Source organism: Achromobacter sp. RW408 (genome assembly GCF_003184165.1).
In the GTDB taxonomy this organism is placed as follows: Bacteria; Pseudomonadota; Gammaproteobacteria; order Burkholderiales; family Burkholderiaceae_B; genus Achromobacter; species Achromobacter xylosoxidans.
Map to the genome: position 1 here is coordinate 865,794 of NZ_QHHO01000049.1, position 15,134 is coordinate 880,927.

At 67.3% G+C, this 15,134-nt stretch carries 18 protein-coding genes and 1 tRNA gene; 7 read left to right on the forward strand and 12 right to left on the reverse strand.

Annotated elements, in window-relative coordinates:
• Positions 1 to 9: 9 nt before the first annotated feature.
• The gene (locus tag DK459_RS23490; protein WP_006388012.1) at positions 10 to 963 is read left to right on the forward strand and encodes a succinylglutamate desuccinylase/aspartoacylase family protein; all 954 of its coding nucleotides are present in this window, start codon (positions 10 to 12) and stop codon (positions 961 to 963) included.
• Between the two features lie 89 nt (positions 964 to 1,052).
• Here the strand turns inward: DK459_RS23490 and DK459_RS23495 are convergent, their stop codons facing one another.
• The 3 genes from DK459_RS23495 to DK459_RS23505 form a co-directional block, all read right to left on the reverse strand.
• Positions 1,053 to 1,487 carry a GNAT family acetyltransferase gene (locus DK459_RS23495; RefSeq protein WP_006388011.1) on the reverse strand — a complete coding sequence of 145 codons (435 nt, stop codon included), beginning with the start codon at positions 1,485 to 1,487 and terminating at the stop codon, positions 1,053 to 1,055.
• A 290-nt stretch (positions 1,488 to 1,777) separates the two neighbouring features.
• On the reverse strand, positions 1,778 to 2,695 hold the full coding sequence (locus DK459_RS23500; RefSeq protein WP_110059677.1) for a PhzF family phenazine biosynthesis protein: 918 nt from the start codon (positions 2,693 to 2,695) through the stop codon (positions 1,778 to 1,780).
• A gap of 135 nt (positions 2,696 to 2,830) precedes the next feature.
• Positions 2,831 to 3,136 carry an NIPSNAP family protein gene (locus DK459_RS23505; RefSeq protein WP_006388009.1) on the reverse strand — a complete coding sequence of 102 codons (306 nt, stop codon included), beginning with the start codon at positions 3,134 to 3,136 and terminating at the stop codon, positions 2,831 to 2,833.
• 172 nt (positions 3,137 to 3,308) lie between these two features.
• Between DK459_RS23505 and DK459_RS23510 the strand changes: the two genes are divergently transcribed.
• The 6 genes from DK459_RS23510 to DK459_RS23535 all read left to right on the forward strand — a co-directional run bounded on the left by DK459_RS23510 (position 3,309) and on the right by DK459_RS23535 (position 7,281).
• Complete coding sequence (locus tag DK459_RS23510; RefSeq protein WP_024068417.1) at positions 3,309 to 3,707, forward strand: VOC family protein; 399 nt, start codon at positions 3,309 to 3,311, stop codon at positions 3,705 to 3,707.
• A 59-nt stretch (positions 3,708 to 3,766) separates the two neighbouring features.
• Positions 3,767 to 4,042 carry a hypothetical protein gene (locus DK459_RS23515; protein WP_024068416.1) on the forward strand — a complete coding sequence of 92 codons (276 nt, stop codon included), beginning with the start codon at positions 3,767 to 3,769 and terminating at the stop codon, positions 4,040 to 4,042.
• Positions 4,043 to 4,106: 64 nt separating this feature from the next.
• Positions 4,107 to 4,784 (forward strand): CoA pyrophosphatase, encoded by a 678-nt coding sequence (locus tag DK459_RS23520; RefSeq protein ID WP_006388006.1) that lies wholly within the window; start codon positions 4,107 to 4,109, stop codon positions 4,782 to 4,784.
• A 16-nt stretch (positions 4,785 to 4,800) separates the two neighbouring features.
• Entirely contained in the window at positions 4,801 to 6,195 is a 1,395-nt protein-coding gene (locus DK459_RS23525) for an MFS transporter (protein WP_110135099.1), read from the forward strand.
• A 279-nt stretch (positions 6,196 to 6,474) separates the two neighbouring features.
• A complete protein-coding gene (locus DK459_RS23530) occupies positions 6,475 to 6,633 on the forward strand; it encodes a DUF6726 family protein (protein ID WP_006388004.1) in 159 nt (52 codons plus the stop codon).
• Between the two features lie 210 nt (positions 6,634 to 6,843).
• A complete protein-coding gene (locus tag DK459_RS23535) occupies positions 6,844 to 7,281 on the forward strand; it encodes a hypothetical protein (protein ID WP_049051322.1) in 438 nt (145 codons plus the stop codon).
• A 93-nt stretch (positions 7,282 to 7,374) separates the two neighbouring features.
• Here DK459_RS23535 and DK459_RS23540 read toward each other — a convergent pair.
• The 9 genes from DK459_RS23540 to DK459_RS23580 all read right to left on the reverse strand — a co-directional run bounded on the left by DK459_RS23540 (position 7,375) and on the right by DK459_RS23580 (position 15,010).
• A tRNA-Pro gene (locus tag DK459_RS23540) sits at positions 7,375 to 7,451 on the reverse strand.
• Between the two features lie 291 nt (positions 7,452 to 7,742).
• The gene (locus DK459_RS23545; protein WP_054444174.1) at positions 7,743 to 8,174 is read right to left on the reverse strand and encodes a MerR family transcriptional regulator; all 432 of its coding nucleotides are present in this window, start codon (positions 8,172 to 8,174) and stop codon (positions 7,743 to 7,745) included.
• Positions 8,175 to 8,231: 57 nt separating this feature from the next.
• Complete coding sequence (locus DK459_RS23550) at positions 8,232 to 8,570, reverse strand: integration host factor subunit alpha (protein WP_006388001.1); 339 nt, start codon at positions 8,568 to 8,570, stop codon at positions 8,232 to 8,234.
• 3 nt (positions 8,571 to 8,573) lie between these two features.
• Positions 8,574 to 10,991 carry a phenylalanine--tRNA ligase subunit beta gene (gene pheT / locus DK459_RS23555; protein WP_110135100.1) on the reverse strand — a complete coding sequence of 806 codons (2,418 nt, stop codon included), beginning with the start codon at positions 10,989 to 10,991 and terminating at the stop codon, positions 8,574 to 8,576.
• 13 nt (positions 10,992 to 11,004) lie between these two features.
• Entirely contained in the window at positions 11,005 to 12,027 is a 1,023-nt protein-coding gene (gene pheS, locus DK459_RS23560) for a phenylalanine--tRNA ligase subunit alpha (protein ID WP_006387999.1), read from the reverse strand.
• 77 nt (positions 12,028 to 12,104) lie between these two features.
• Positions 12,105 to 12,464: a 50S ribosomal protein L20 gene (gene rplT / locus DK459_RS23565; RefSeq protein ID WP_024068411.1), complete on the reverse strand. Its 360-nt coding sequence runs from the start codon at positions 12,462 to 12,464 to the stop codon at positions 12,105 to 12,107.
• Between the two features lie 17 nt (positions 12,465 to 12,481).
• Positions 12,482 to 12,679, reverse strand: coding sequence for a 50S ribosomal protein L35 (gene rpmI, locus DK459_RS23570; protein ID WP_006387997.1), 198 nt, complete (start codon positions 12,677 to 12,679; stop codon positions 12,482 to 12,484).
• Positions 12,680 to 13,125: 446 nt separating this feature from the next.
• On the reverse strand, positions 13,126 to 14,673 hold the full coding sequence (locus DK459_RS23575) for a YifB family Mg chelatase-like AAA ATPase (protein ID WP_110135101.1): 1,548 nt from the start codon (positions 14,671 to 14,673) through the stop codon (positions 13,126 to 13,128).
• An 85-nt stretch (positions 14,674 to 14,758) separates the two neighbouring features.
• Positions 14,759 to 15,010, reverse strand: a complete 252-nt coding sequence (locus DK459_RS23580; protein WP_006384618.1) for an accessory factor UbiK family protein — start codon at positions 15,008 to 15,010, stop codon at positions 14,759 to 14,761.
• Positions 15,011 to 15,134 lie beyond the last annotated feature (124 nt).

Here is a 15,134-nt window from a genome sequence, read left to right on the forward strand (position 1 = left end):
GTTCCCGCCATGTCCAATCCCGCTTTCGCTCCCGACACCGCGCCGCTCGAGGTCCTGCCGCGCGACCTGTCCGCCTATCGCCAGGGCAACACCGGCATCGACTACGTGCACCGCTTTGAATCGGGCAAGCCCGGCCCGCACGTGCTGATCAACGCCCTGACCCACGGCAATGAAATCTGCGGCATGGTGGCCGCCACCCACCTGCTCGATACGGGCGTGCGCCCCAAGGTCGGCACGCTTACCGTCAGCTTCGCCAACATGGAGGCGTACAACGCCTTCGACATCGACAACCCTTACGAAAACCGCCAGCTGGTCCACAACCTGAACCGTATCTGGTCGCCCGAATGGCTCGACGGCAACGAACAGAGCCCGGAACTGCGGCGCGCGCGCGAACTGCGCCCGGTGCTGGATGCCGCCGATTACGTGCTGGACATCCATTCGACGCGGGCGCCGGTGCAGCCGTTCTGGGTCTATCCCGAAATGGCGCGCAACGCCGCGCTGGCCGCCGCCGTCGGCGCCCCCGCGGTGCAACTGGTGATGCCGGCCGGCCGCTTCCCCGGCACCGGCGTGCTGAACTACGGCCGTCATGGCGACCCCGCTTCGGACAGCGGCGGCGCGCTGGTGGTCGAATGCGGCCAGCATTTCGCGCAATCGGCCGCCACGCTCGCCACCGACGTCACGCTGCGCTTCCTGGCGCACCTGGGCCTGGTCGACACGCCGGCCGGCAACGCGCCGTCCACGCCAGCCCAGCCCTTCCGGCTGCTCGAAGTACATATGGTCAAGTCGGAAGACTTCACCTTCACCCGGCCGGTGCTCGGCTTCGAGGTCTTCGACAAGGGCGACCTCATCGCCATCAACGCCGGCGAGGAAATCCGCTCGCCGTGCGACAACTGCACGATCTTCATGCCCACCCGCATGCCCATCGTCGGCCGCGAGGCGGTATACCTGACCGAGCCGATGTGAAGGCCAGGCTTGCGCAATCCGCAAGCCCGGCCGGCGCGTCGCCTGGCGGTCAGTCCGGGCGCGAGGCGGCCGCGCCCCCCCTCCCCGCATCACAGGTCTGGAATCAGGCGCTTGCCCAGGCTGATGACCTCGTCCTGCTGGAACCCCAAGCTGGCGTAGAAGTCCTTCACCGCCAGATTGCCCGAACGGATCAACAGGTTGATCTTGGGGCAGCCCATCTCCAGGAACTTGCGTTCCAGCGCCCGCATCAGCGCCGACGCGTAGCCACGGCGCTGATGGGCCGGCGACACCGCCAGGTAGTTGACCCAGCCGCGGTGGCCGTCATAGCCGCCCATCAACGTGCCGACGATGGCGCCGTCCGCCTCGCCGACCAGGAACAGGTCGGATTGCACGGTCAACTTGCGCGCCACGTCCTTGCGCGGATCGTTCCAGGGCCGCGTCAATCCGCAGTCGGTCCACAGCTGGATGATGGCGGCTTCGTCCGCCGGATGGAAAGACCGGATGGCCAGTTCGGGATGCTTCATGCTTCGTTCCTCTCGATGGGAAAAACGAAGGCCGGGCGCTACGCCTCGATGGCAGGAAAGCAAAGCGCGCATGCCGCGCAAACAAAAAGGCCACGAGGGGTATCGTGGCCTTCTGGATGGAACGCCGGGAGAATCCGGCGCTCGAACACGGCTTGCCACTCAACGCAGGCGTCGAGTGATTCGTCGGTTGTCCGCCCGGGCCGGCACGGCCGGCGGGGCATGATGGGTGCGGTGCATGGCGGCCAGCATACACGACCGCGATGCGCCGCGACAAGCTCGCGCCGGCGCATTCAGGCCGCGGCGGGCGCGGGCAGCGTGCCCTCCATCACCACCACCGCCTGGCCGGCCACGCCAGCCCACACGCCGTCCGGGCGCACCTCGGCGTGCGCCAGCAACAGGCTGGCGCGTCCCATGTCCACCCCCTGGCCCACCCGCAGACGCAGCGCGCCCGCGCCCCGCAGCGCCGCCCGCAATGCCGTCGCCGCGCCCGTCGCGCTGCCCGTGGCAGGGTCTTCGGTCATGCGGCCGGTGAACATGCGCGCCTGGATATCCGTGGGTCCCAGCGCCGTATCGGCGCCGCAATCGGTGGTGTAGGCATAGATGGAGCGGGCGCCATCCAGCGGCAGCAAGGCCGCATAGCCCGCCGGATCCGGCCGGGCGCGACGCAGTGCGTCGCGGCTGGCCAGTTGCACCACCAGGAAGACCAGCCCCACCGACACCACCTGCGGCGCATGTTCGGCCAGCAGGATATCGGCGGGCGCAAGGCCCAATGCGCGCGCCGCGGCCTCGGCCGTCACCTGGCTGGCGCGGGTCAAAGGCTGCGGCGCGGCCAGTTCGGCGCCCAGCAGGCCGCCGTCCTCGCCATACCGCAGATCGATGCGCACCAGGCCCGCCTCCTCCTCGAACACAAAGCGCGCCGGCGCCGGCTGGCCGGCCGCGATCATCTCGCGCGCCAGCACTACCGCCGTCCCCACATTCGGATGGCCCGCGAACGGCACCTCGCGGTCGGGCGTGAAGATGCGCACCCAGGCCGTGTGCCCGGCATCGCGCGGCGGCAGCACGAAGCTGGTTTCGGAATAATTGAATTCGCGGGCGATGCGCTGCATCTGCGCGGTGTCGAGGCCGTCGGCCTCCAGCACCACCGCCAGCGGGTTGCCCTGATAGGCGTGCTCGGTGAAGACATCGGCGGTGACGTAGCGGTAGCGCATGCTGGTTCCTTCAAAGGGATGGCGGATGCGGAAAATTATCCGCACCGCCCGCGCCGCGCGACAGACACAGAGCCGCCGAAATCCGGGCATAACAGGCGCGCGGTCGGATCAGGCCCGCCCCGCGCCGCGCGATGCTCAGTCGAACACGGGGCGGAAGAAGCTGCGCTCGTAGCTCAGGATGCAGCGCGTGTCCTCGGCGTACTTGAACGCCGCCTGGCATTGCGCGTCCTGCATCGACTGCTGGCGATAGCGCTCGTACTCGGCCAGGCTCGGGAACGTGAACAAGGCCAGCGCGATGTTGTTGGCGCCTTCGGACGGCAGGAAATAGCCATGGTGCGTGCCGCCGAACTTCTCCACCAGCGGAATCCACATCTTGCCGTAGGCTTCGAATTCCTTGAGGCGGCTGGGGTCGATGACGTAACGCAGATAGCAGGTAACCATGAAGACTCCATGAGGGTAGAAGGGAAAGCGGATGCCGATCCGGCGCCGGCGCCTGCATGGCTTCCCAAAGGGCACGCGCAGGCCCTAGGCAGTGCAGCGACGGCCTGGGACAATCCCACAACCCGCCCCGCGCGTCAACGCGGCCCGCCCCTCGCATCCCACCGTCCGCCCCATGAACCTGATCTCGCACGTGGAAATCCCCGCCGCCGACCTCGAACGCGCCATGCATTTCTATGGCGAAGTCTTCGGCATCGCGTTCGACGGCATCGTCGACCTGCACGACAGCAGGATGGCCTATTTCCCGTTCCAGGAAGGCCGCGACGGCGCCAGCGGCGCCCTGGCCGAAGGCCCCGTCTACCTGCCGACCGAGGCCGGCGCCGTGGTCTACTTCGCCGTTCCCGACATCGACGCGGCGCTGCGCCGCGCCGCCGCCCTCGGCGGCGCCGTGCTGTTCCCCAAGACCCCGGCGGGCGAGTGGCTGGTGGCCGAGATCCGCGATAGTGAAGGCAACCGCATCGCGCTGCAGGCCAGGATCGCCCCCGCCCCGCCCAAAACGGCCGGATTGGGTTAAAACTACCGCTTTGTGCCCGGCCCCGTCGCGACAAATCCCGTCCATCCGGAGACGCCTCGTTGGCTTACTTTCTCACCCAGGTCCTGGAACCGCGCCTGTGGATCCTGACCCTCGCCGTGCTGCTAGCGCTGCGCTGCGTGCCGCTGCGCGGCTGGCGCGGCATCGCCGCCACCGGCTTCACCGCCGGCATGGTGTTCGACACCATCCAGTTCCGCGTCGGCCCGCCGCGGCTGTGGGACAACATGGTGCTGGACTCGATGCTGGCGGCACTGTGCATCGCCGTGGTCCTGCAGCTCGCCCTGTCGGCGGCCGCCAGGCTGCGAACGCGCGGCTGATCCCGGCCCGGACGTTCCCCCCTCAATCGAAGCGCGGATCTCCCACCCCGACAAGGAGCGCGACATGGAACCCCTGGACAGCGATGACGGCGCGACGCGACCGCCCGCCATCCTCGCGCCCCGTCAAGCCATCCTCGACACGATCCTGGACGGCGTGCGGGCCCAGCGGATTCCCGCCGCCATCGATTGGCCCGCCGCCCGACTGCACTTTCCCGACAACGACGGGCAATGGAAATTCTCCGCCGTGCTGGTTGCGATCGTGCCGCGCAGCGATCCCACGATCCTGCTCACGCGGCGCGCCTCGAGCCTGAAGGAATACTCGTCCCACGTCAGCTTTCCCGGCGGACGGCCCGAAGACGGCGATGCCAGCGTCGGCGCCACCGCCCTGCGCGAAGCCTGCGAAGAGATCCTGCTCGATCCCGGCGCCGTCGAGCTGGCGGGCTGCCTGCCGCTGCACAAGACGCGCAAGCGCAATCACGCCATCTTCCCCGTCATCGGCCTGGCCTCGCCCGCCGCCGCGTGGCAGGCGGCGCCCGCCGAGGTCGACGAGATTTTCGAGTTCCCCTTCTCGGCGCTGCTGGACCCGGACCTGCCAAGACAGTACGCGGACGGCGAACGCGCCGGCGCCTGGTACTGGGCCGGACAAGAGCACGACATCTGGGGCGTCACCGCCCTCATCCTGAAATCGCTGGCGGCCCTGGCATCCTGTCCGGCCGGCGCGCCCGCCTCACCCTCACGCTAGGTCCACCGCCACCGACATGACCCATGACGCCGATGATGCAGGCTTCGAGCTCCCCAGGCGCTATTTCGCCGCGGCCGCCATCCTGATCGGCGTATTCATGTCGGCGCTGGACAGCTCCATCGTCAACATCGCCCTGCCGACCATCGCCAACGATCTCGACGTCAGCGCGGCCGCCGTCATCTGGGTGGCGAACGGCTACCAGGTGGCCAGCGCGGCCACCATGCTCATCTGCGCATCGCTCGGTTCCAGGATCGGCGAACGGCGCTTCTACACGCTCGGACTGGTGCTGTTCACGCTCGCGTCGCTCGGCTGCGCACTGGCGTCCAGCTTTCACGCGCTGGTGGCGCTGCGCGTGCTCCAGGGCATCAGCTACGCCGTGCTCATCAGCGTCGGCTACGGCCTGTACCGGGTCATCTTCCCGGCCAGCTCACTGGGCACCGTGTTTGGCCTGAACGCCCTGGTATTCGCCGTCGGCACGGCGCTCGGCCCGACACTGGGCGGGCTCATCGTCTCCTATGCCTCCTGGCCCTGGCTGTTCTACATCAACCTGCCGCTCGGCCTGGCCGCGATCGCCTGCTGCTACCACGCGCTGGGCCGGGACACGCACCGGGAAGGCGGCTTCGACCTGCCCGGCGCGATCACCTCCGCCGCCGGCTTCGGCCTGCTGGCGCTGGCCGTCGACCAGATCGGCCGCTGGGGCAACCGCACCGTGCTGCTGCTCGCCGGCGCCGCGCTGGCGCTGATCGCCCTGTTCGCCTTCGGCCAGACCCGCGCGCGGCATCCGCTGCTGCCCCTGGACATCTTCAAGTCGCGCCGTTACTCCTTCGCGGTGCTGACGTCCCTGACCATGTTCATCTCGCAAGGCATCGCGCTGGTCGCGCTGCCGTTCGTGCTGCAGGACGCCTACGGCTACACCGCCCTGGAATCCGCGCTGGTCTTCACCCCGTGGCCCATCGCGGTCGCCGTCTGCGCGCCGTTCGCCGGGAGGCTCGCGAACCGCTTCAACGCCACCCAGGTCTCCAGCATCGGCGTCGTCACCTTCTGCCTGGGACTCGGCTCACTCGTGCTGCTGCCCGCCGATCCGGGCACCGGCGATTTCCTGTGGCGCGTGGCGCTGTGCGGCATGGGCTACGGCTTCTTCCTGCCGCCCAACAACAAGGAAATGTTCGCCAACGCCGCCAGGAACCGCACCGCCACCGCCTCCGGCGTCCTGTCTACCGCGCGCACCACGGGCCAATCGCTGGGCGCGGCGCTGGTGGCCGTGGTGATCGCCCTGGTCGGCAAGGAAACCGGCGCCGCCTCGGGGCATTTCTCGCGCTACGTCTTCGCCCTGGCCTGCTGCATCGCCGCGCTGTCGTTCTTCGCCAGCCTGGCACGCGTGTACCGCCAGCGCGGCCAGGCGCCGCTGTGAGCGGCGTCGCCGATGGCGGATGCAAGCTGAAAAGGCTGAACGCTGAAAAGGCGGAACGCTCGATAGGCTGAACGTTCACGGCGGGTTGAGCATGATGGGGATGGCGTGACCAGCACCTTCACTCGTATTGCCCTGCCACGTTACATCCTGAGCGCCCTCGCGCAAACGTCATTACATTCGCCGCTCAATTCCCCACTATTCATGACCGGCCCGCGGCGCAGAATCCAGGCATTGCGCCACGGCCACGCCCGCGGCGCCCATCCCTCGCCGACGAATCCCATGAAGTGGTTGCTGATTTCCCTGCTCTGCCTGTCCTGTACGGGCTGCGGCCTCGCCGCCGCGCCCTGCCGCGTCACCTCCGCGGTCATCAAGATCGTGCCGGTGGTGGGCGGCGTCGCCGCCGCGCCGACCGATGCCTGCGCGGAAGTCATCGACTGACCGCGACCCGCGTCAACCGGGTTGGAAAAACGCGCGGCGCTTGCCCGCGCGATGCGGACAAACGCAAAAGAATATCCGCCTCCAGCTGACGGCCTTCGACTATTGGAACGAAACTTTACCGATGCGCTCATCTGGTTTTTTTTGCCTTCTCAAAGGCAAAAGGCGCTGACTATACTCGCGCACCCAACGTGTTCGACCGGAGGCTTCCAAATGCTAAAAAGCATCTGCCGCATTGCTCCCGCCGTCATCCTGCCGCTCACGCTATCCGCCTGCATGGGCCTGTCCGTCTACTCGCCCACGCGCAACAAGCTCGATGCGCAGGTCGGCAAGAACATCAATGAAATGCTGCCCGCCTGGCCGCCCGAGACCGGCGCCAAGCCGTTCGTGAACAAAGTCGATGACCAGACCACGAGCTACACGTATGTCTATGGCTACCATCCGGGCCACTACGAAGGCCGCGGCTATTCCACCAACGGCCCGATGGGCACGACGTATGGGTCCTACAGCGCCTACGTGCCCGAATACACCGACTGCGCGGTGATCTTCTACACCGACAAGGCCGGCACCGTGCTGCGCTACGACATGAAGACGAATGGGAAGATCAGCTACAACTCGTGCGGGGAGTACATCAGCGGGTTCAGGTTCTGAGCTGAAGACGCCATCGGCACATCGCATGCGATGTGCGCCCGGAAATGAGAAAGGGGGTTAGTGATTTTCATCACTAACCCCCTAGGGTATTGCTGGTCGGGACGGCGGGATTCGAACTCGCGACCCCTTGCACCCCATGCAAGTGCGCTACCAGGCTGCGCTACGCCCCGAAAGAAAAAGAGTATAGCAGACCTAAAAAATGTTTGCACGCATTGGTGCAAAAAAAGTGCCGAATACTCAAAAAAAATTTGCGTGCCCTACGCAATGCCCGCAACACTCACAGGCAAGGCTCGCGCATGGCACGCAAGGTACTGAATGGCGGACTGAACCACAGGATGAGCTGCACTATGCGACAGAGTGAACTACAGGTCTCAGCGCTCTACGCACACCGCGTTCAACGACAACGCGCATGGCGCGGGATCATCAACTCGGATAGACGGCGGTGCAATGCACCGCCATGCTCATGCCGTGGCGTTGGCGCTCACCGCACTGCCGCTCGAAGCCGGCGCGGCCGAGCCGAGCGCCTCGCCCAGCATCGTCGACACATTGCCCAGCTCGTTGCGCAGGGCCTGCATCTCCGCGCCGCTCAGGCGCACCGCGGCATCCTGGTCGTGTGGCGTGTCGCGCGCATCGCCCAGACGGTTGCGCGCGCCGCTGATGGTGAAGCCTTGCTCGTACAGCAGGGAACGGATGCGGCGGATCAGCAGCACTTCATGGTGCTGGTAATAACGACGGTTACCGCGCCGCTTCACCGGCTTGAGCTGCGTGAATTCCTGTTCCCAGTACCGCAGGACATGGGGCTTGACGCCACACAGGTCGCTGACTTCACCGATGGTGAAGTAACGCTTGGCGGGAATGGGCGGTAAGGTAACGGTGGATTCGGTACGTGTCATAAGAGAATTCTATGCCGCGATGCGTCGAGAGCCGATAACAATTACCGACAAAGCGTATCACTCCTCGGCGTCCGGCGCCGCGGGGGTGGCCTGTTCGACGACGCTCTTGAGTTTCTGACTCGCGTGGAACGTGACCACGCGGCGCGCGGCGATGGGGATGGTTTCGCCGGTCTTGGGGTTGCGCCCCGGGCGCGGCGGCTTGTCGCGCACCTGGAAATTCCCGAAGCCCGAAAGCTTGACGGAGTCTCCGCGCGCCAGGGCGTCGCGGATTTCCTCGAAGAACGTATCGACGATGTCCTTGGCTTCGCGTTTGTTCAGGCCGACCCGCTCGAAGAGCAGTTCGGCCAGCTCGGCCTTGGTCAGGGTGCGCGGCTCGGCAAGCATACTGTTCCCCATGGTTCAAGCGCGCTGGCGCGCGCCGTGGGCACTGACCAAAGCGTCTTTGATGCGTGCCAGGCAGGCGGCCACCCGGGCTTCGTCCAGTGTGACCTCAGTGTCCTGTAGCCAGAAACGGAACGCAAGGCTTTTCTCGGCCACGGGCTGGTCGCCCTGGGGCTTTTCGCGCCACACGTCGAACAGGCGCACGTCCTGCACCACGGCCAGCTGCGGGTCGGCCTTGACGGTCGCCGCCACCGTGTCCAGCATGGACTGGACGGTCACGGGCGCATCGACCCACAGGGCCAGGTCGCGCACCACCACGGGCTGGCGCGACAGCTCGCGCACCTGCGGCAGCTCGCCTTCGGAGAGCGCCTGCACGTCCAGCTCGAACACCACCGGCGCGTGCGCCAGATTGGCCTGCTGCGCCCAGCGCGGATGCAGCTCACCGAGCCAGCCAACCTGCTTGCCATCCAGCGTGATGCGGGCGCTGCGGCCGGGATGCAGCGCGGGGTGGGCGGCGGCCTCGAAACGCAGGCGGGCGCCACGCGCGCCGAACAGCGCCTCGACATCCATCTTCACGTCGTAGAAATCGACCTGGCGCGCCGGCACGCCCCACTGCTCTTCCACCGACGGTCCCCATGCGGCGCCCGCCAGCTTGAGCGGCTGGCGCACGCCGGCCACTTCCAGCGGACCGTCCTTGGCGGCATCGTCGCGCGCGAACACACGACCCAGTTCGAACAGGCGCACGCGGGTCTGCTTGCGGTTGGCGTTGTGGCGGATGTTGGCCACCAGGCCGGCGATCAGGCTCGAACGCATCACCGACAGATGGCTCGCGATCGGGTTGACCAGCTTGACCGGCGTGTCGTTGCCGGCGTAGTCGCGCTCCCACTCGGTTTCGACGAAGCTGTAGTTGACGACTTCCTGGTAGTCCTGCGCGGCGGCCAGGCGGCGCAGCGCATGCGGGCCACGGCGCACTTCGGGCTGCGAGAACATCTTGGCGCGCGCCAGCGGCGGCACGGTGGGGATGTTCTCGAAACCGTAGATGCGGGCCACTTCCTCGATCAGGTCTTCCTCAATCTCGAGGTCGAAGCGGTACGACGGCGGGGTGACGATGAAATCGTCGCCATCGAGCGTGAATTCCAGGCCCAGGCTGCCGAAGATCTTTGCGACTTCGGCCTGCGTGACCGGCACGCCCAGCACGCGATGGCAGCGTGCCAGGCGCATGCGCACCGGCTCGCGCTTGGGCAGGTTAACGATCTGGTCGTCCAGCGGACCGGCCTGGCCGCCGCAGATGTCGACGATCAGGCGCGTGATGAATTCGATGTGTTGCGGAATCGTGGCGAAGTCCACGCCGCGCTCGCCGCGGTGGCTGGCCTCGGAGCTGAACTTGTAGCGGCGCGCGCGGCCGGCCAGCGACTGCGGCCACCAGAACGCGGCTTCCAGATAGATGTTCTGCGTGTCGAGGGTGACCGCCGTGGCCTCGCCCCCCATGATGCCGGCCAGGCTTTCGACCTGGTCGCCAGCCACCACCACGCCGACCTTCGAATCCAGCGTGACGGTCTGCCCGTTCAGCAGTTCGAGCGTCTCGCCTTCGCGGGCCCAGCGCACCGACAGGTCGCCGTGGATCTTGTCCAGGTCGAACACGTGCGAGGGTCGGCCCAGTTCCAGCATGACGTAGTTGGAGATGTCCACCAGCGCCGACACCGAACGCTGGCCGGCGCGCTCCAGGCGCGTCTTCATCCAGGCGGGGGTCTGCGCGCGCGCATTCACGCCGCGGATCACGCGGCCGCCGAAGCGGCCGCACAGGTCCGGCGCCTCGATCCTGACAGGACGCAGCTCGTCCAAAGTCACGGGCACGGCCTTGGCGGTCGGCACCGACAGCGGCGCGCCGGTCAGCGCGGCCACTTCGCGCGCCACGCCCAGGATCGACAGGCAGTCGGCGCGGTTGGGCGTCATCTTCAGCGTGAAGAGCGTGTCGTCCAGGTCCAACGCTTCGCGGATCGACTGGCCCGGCGCCATATCGGCCGGCAGCTCCAGCAGGCCGGCATGGTCCTGCGACAGGCCCAGTTCGCGCGCCGAGCACAGCATGCCCGACGATTGCACGCCGCGCATCTTGGCCACGCCGATCTTCATGCCGCCGGGCAGTTCCGCGCCGACGCGGGCCAGCGGCACCTTCAGGCCGGCGGCCGCGTTGGGCGCGCCGCAGACGATCTGCAGCAGCGCGCCGGAGCCGTCATCGACTTGGCAGACGCGCAGCTTGTCGGCGTCCGGGTGCGGGGCGATCTCGACGATGTGCGCGACCACCACGCCCGTGAACGCGGGCGCAGCCGGCACGGTGTCTTCGACTTCCAGGCCGGCCATGGTGAGCCGGTGCGCGAGTTCATCGGTTGCGATCGGAGGATTGACCAGCGTACGCAGCCAGGATTCGGGAAATTGCATGATCAGCCGTCTGTTATTCGTTGAACTGGCGCAGGAAGCGCAAATCGCCTTCGTAGAACTGGCGCAGGTCGTTGACGCCGTAGCGCAGCATCGTCAAGCGCTCCAGGCCGGAACCGAAGGCGAAGCCGATGTAACGCTCGGGGTCCAGGCCGAAGTTGCGCACCACCTGCGGGTGCACCTGCCCCGAACCGGAGATCTCCAGCCAGCGGCCGCGATTGGGACCCGACGTGAACATCATGTCGATTTCGGCCGACGGTTCGGTGAACGGGAAGAACGACGGGCGGAAACGCACGACGAGATCGTCGCTTTCGAAGAAGCAACGCAGGAAATCGGTATACACGCCCTTCAGGTCGGCGAACGAGATGTCCTCGGCGATCCAGAGCCCTTCCACCTGGTGGAACATGGGCGAGTGCGTGGCGTCGCTGTCGACGCGATAGGTGCGCCCCGGCGCGATGACCTTGATGGGCGGCTTGTGCATGCGGGCGTAACGCACCTGCATGGGGCTGGTGTGCGTGCGCAGCAGCAGCGGCAGGCCGTCGGCATCTTTCATGTCGACGTAGAACGTGTCCTGCATGGAACGCGCCGGATGGTCCAGCGGGTTGTTGAGGGCGGTGAAATTGGTCCAGTCGTTCTCGACTTCGGGGCCGTCGGCCACGTCGAAGCCGATGGAGCGGAAGATTTCTTCGACCCGCTCCCAGGTCCGGATGACCGGATGAATGCCACCCGGCACGCGACCGCGGCCCGGCAACGATACGTCAATGGTTTCGGAGGCCAGGCGGGCATCCAGCTCCGCTTGCGCCAAGGCGGCGCGGCGCAGATTCAAAAGCTCTTCGACCTTCTGCTTGGCCTGATTGATCCGGGCGCCCATGTCGCGCTTCTGCTCGGGATCGAGCTTGCCCAGCCCCTTGAGCAGGACCGTCAGCGCGCCGTCCTTGCCCAGGAAACGGGCCTTTGCGTTTTCGAGCGCGGCGGCGTCGGTGGCCGCGGCGAACCGTTCTTGCGCCTGGGAAACCAGGTCGTCAACCGATTGAGTCATGAAATCCAGCCTTCAAAACGCAAACGGGGCCATTACAGCCCCGTTTGCAGCGATGCGCGATGAGTTAAAGCGCGCGATCAGGCAGCCAAGGCAGCCTTGGCTTGCTGCACGATGGCGGCAAAGCCGGCCTTGTCGCGCACGGCCAGATCGGCCAGGACCTTGCGGTCGAGTTCGATCGCAGCCTTCTTCAGGCCGGCGATGAACACGCTGTAGCTGACGCCATGTTCGCGGACGGCGGCGTTGATACGCGTGATCCACAGCGCGCGGAACGTGCGCTTCTTGTTGCGGCGGTCGCGGTAGGCGTATTGGCCAGCGCGCATGACCGCTTGCTTGGCGATACGGAACACATTACCGCGGCGGCCACGATAACCCTTGGCGGCGGCGATGACTTTCTTGTGACGTGCGCGGGCGGTAACGCCGCGTTTGACGCGAGGCATAGTAGATCTCCCTTATATCAAGCGAAAGGCATCATGGCTTTCACGGAAGCCACGTTGGTCTCGTGAACCGCCGCCGAACCGCGCAGCTGGCGCTTGTTCTTGGTGGTCTTCTTGGTCAGGATGTGACGCTTGAACGCCTGACCACGCTTGATGGATCCGCTGCCGCGAACCTGAAAGCGCTTTGCGGCGCTTTTCTTGGTTTTCATCTTGGGCATGATGATTCCCTAAACTGAACGCATTGTTGATTTACATGACGCGAGGTGCTTGTCGCAAGGCGGTTGGCGACGCCCCAAGCCACGAAGGCGGAAACGTTCGACCTACACCATTGCGGCAAAACTTGAGGACCTCTTGCCACTTCTTGGGGGTACTGCTGGGGTACTTCTGAGGTACTTCGGGGGTATTACTCGAATACCCCCAGGGCCATGAATCCCGGCTTGCGCCATTCGGCTGCCGCCAGGGCATTTGGCCCGGCCTTCCCCGCACCGCCGGCAAAAAAGTAGCCTGGATCCGGGAAAGCCTTTGATTATATGGTGATTTCCCTGGTTTTGTCGAGCCGGGACACGGCGCCGGACAACATGGCAGCACAACCAGGGACGGAACAAGGGGAAACAGAACCGCGCACCGAGGCCGACGCCCCAGCCCCGGGGCAGACGATCCGCCATCATACCCCCGGCCGTCGATACTGCACCGCCTGGGCCACATGGCTGGCCTGCAGCGTATCCGCCCCGTCCAGGTCGGCGATGGTCCGCGCCACCCGCAGGGCGCGATGCAGCGCCCGCCCGGATCCCGCCAATCGCCGCATCGCCTGCAACAACAGCGCCTGGGCGGACGGGTCCATGGGGCAATGACGCTCCAGTTCGGCGCCGGCCAGGCCGGCATTGGACTTGCCCTGCCGTGCCAGCTGGCGCTCGCGGCAACGCGCCACTCGCGCCCGCACTGGCGCCGACGCCTCGCCGGGCGGTCCCTGCAGGCTTTCCAGATCGGGCGGCGGCAGGGTCACATACAGGTCGATCCGGTCGAGCAGCGGCCCCGAAACCTTGCCGGCATAACGCGCCACCTGGTCCGGCGTGCACTGGCAGGCCCGGCGCGGGTGGCCGCGCCAGCCGCAGGGGCACGGATTCATCGCCGCCACCAGCTGGAAGCGGGCGGGGAACTGGGCGGTGTGCAGGGCGCGGGCGATCACCACCCTGCCCGTTTCCAGCGGCTCGCGCAGCGCCTCGAGCGTGCGCCGGCTGAACTCGGGCAGCTCGTCCAGGAACAGCACGCCGTGATGGGCCAGGCTGATCTCCCCGGGACGCGGGCGGCCGCCGCCGCCCACCAGCGCGAACGGGGACGCGGAATGATGCGGGGCGCGGAACGGCGGCGTGCCCATGCGCGCGTCCGGCGCGCCGGCCAGCGCGGCAATGGCCGCGACCTCGAGCGCCTGCGTGCGCGCCAGCGGCGGCAGCAGGCCGGGCAGGCGCGCGGCCAGCATGCTCTTGCCGGCCCCGGGCGGCCCCACCATCAAGAGACTGTGGCCGCCCGCGGCCGCCACTTCAAGGGCGCGCCGCGCACCGGGCTGGCCGCGCACGTCCGACAGGCACGGCGCCGGCGGCGAGGCCGGCCAGCTCGCCGCAATGGCGTCCGGCAAGCGGCAGACGCCCGCCACATGAGCCGCCACATCCGCCAGGCTGCGGGCCGACAGCACCCGCAGGCCCTCGACCCAGGCCGCCTGTTCGGCGCTGCCGGCGGGCAGGATGAGCGTGGCGCCGGGCGACTCCCGCGCCACGCTCAGCGCGATCACCAGAGCTGCCGAGACGGGCACCAGCGCGCCCGTCAACGACAATTCGCCCGCCAGCACCAGGCCGGCCAACAGCGGATCGGGCGCGGCGGCATCCGCCGCGCCCGCGCCCCCTTCCCGCGCCCCCTCCTCCCGAGGCGCCAATTGTCCGGCGGCCAGCAGCAGGCCCAGCGCGATGGGCAGGTCGAAGCGGCCAGACTCCTTCGGAATGTCGGCCGGCGACAGATTGACCGTGATGCGGCCGGCGGGAAAATTGAAGCCGCTGTTGAGGATCGCCGCGCGCACGCGTTCACGGCTTTCGCGGACTTCGGTGTCGGGCAGGCCGACCACGTTGAAACTCGGCAGGCCCGGCCCCAGGTGCGTCTCGACGCGCACCGCATGGGCGTGCAGGCCACTGAGCGTGCGGCTGGCGATTACGGCAAGGGTCAAGGCGGTCTCCGAGGGCGATCGAAGGCCAGTATGCCGAAAACGAAAACGGCCGCGGATGCGGCCGTGGCAGAAATGTCCGCGCGGATTACTTGTCCAGGGCCGCCAGGCGCGACTCCAGCTGTTCAACCGTGGCGGACAACTGATCGACGCGCGCCCGCGTGCGCGCCAGCAGATCGGCCTGCACGTCGAACTCTTCGCGGGTGACCAGATCGAGCTTGGAGAACGCCTGCGTCATCATGGCGCGCACGTTGCGCTCGACATCCGCCGCCGGGCTGCGGGCGATCAGGTCGGAGATGTTCTTCTGGATGTCTTCCATCCACTGGGTGCGATTGTTCATAGCGGCCTCACGATATTCTTGGTGCCTCAAGTGTAGTGCTTTCCGGCCCCACGCTCCGCCGCTGCGCGGGTCGCTGCCCCCCGAGGGGGCGTTTTTGCCTTGGGGCGGCCCGGCGGCAAAAAAA

What these genes read in the sequence shown, in the direction of transcription:
- DK459_RS23490 (WP_006388012.1), top strand. Translation starts at nt 10, where the DNA reads ATGTCCAATCCCGCTTTCGCTCCCGACACCGCGCCGCTCGAGGTCCTG.
- DK459_RS23495 (WP_006388011.1), bottom strand. Translation starts at nt 1,487, where the DNA reads ATGAAGCATCCCGAACTGGCCATCCGGTCTTTCCATCCGGCGGACGAA.
- DK459_RS23500 (WP_110059677.1), bottom strand. Translation starts at nt 2,695, where the DNA reads ATGCGCTACCGCTACGTCACCGCCGATGTCTTCACCGAGCACGCCTAT.
- DK459_RS23505 (WP_006388009.1), bottom strand. Translation starts at nt 3,136, where the DNA reads ATGGTTACCTGCTATCTGCGTTACGTCATCGACCCCAGCCGCCTCAAG.
- DK459_RS23510 (WP_024068417.1), top strand. Translation starts at nt 3,309, where the DNA reads ATGAACCTGATCTCGCACGTGGAAATCCCCGCCGCCGACCTCGAACGC.
- DK459_RS23520 (WP_006388006.1), top strand. Translation starts at nt 4,107, where the DNA reads ATGGAACCCCTGGACAGCGATGACGGCGCGACGCGACCGCCCGCCATC.
- DK459_RS23525 (WP_110135099.1), top strand. Translation starts at nt 4,801, where the DNA reads ATGACCCATGACGCCGATGATGCAGGCTTCGAGCTCCCCAGGCGCTAT.
- DK459_RS23530 (WP_006388004.1), top strand. Translation starts at nt 6,475, where the DNA reads ATGAAGTGGTTGCTGATTTCCCTGCTCTGCCTGTCCTGTACGGGCTGC.
- DK459_RS23535 (WP_049051322.1), top strand. Translation starts at nt 6,844, where the DNA reads ATGCTAAAAAGCATCTGCCGCATTGCTCCCGCCGTCATCCTGCCGCTC.
- DK459_RS23545 (WP_054444174.1), bottom strand. Translation starts at nt 8,174, where the DNA reads ATGACACGTACCGAATCCACCGTTACCTTACCGCCCATTCCCGCCAAG.
- DK459_RS23550 (WP_006388001.1), bottom strand. Translation starts at nt 8,570, where the DNA reads ATGGGGAACAGTATGCTTGCCGAGCCGCGCACCCTGACCAAGGCCGAG.
- pheT (WP_110135100.1), bottom strand. Translation starts at nt 10,991, where the DNA reads ATGCAATTTCCCGAATCCTGGCTGCGTACGCTGGTCAATCCTCCGATC.
- pheS (WP_006387999.1), bottom strand. Translation starts at nt 12,027, where the DNA reads ATGACTCAATCGGTTGACGACCTGGTTTCCCAGGCGCAAGAACGGTTC.
- rplT (WP_024068411.1), bottom strand. Translation starts at nt 12,464, where the DNA reads ATGCCTCGCGTCAAACGCGGCGTTACCGCCCGCGCACGTCACAAGAAA.
- rpmI (WP_006387997.1), bottom strand. Translation starts at nt 12,679, where the DNA reads ATGCCCAAGATGAAAACCAAGAAAAGCGCCGCAAAGCGCTTTCAGGTT.
- DK459_RS23580 (WP_006384618.1), bottom strand. Translation starts at nt 15,010, where the DNA reads ATGAACAATCGCACCCAGTGGATGGAAGACATCCAGAAGAACATCTCC.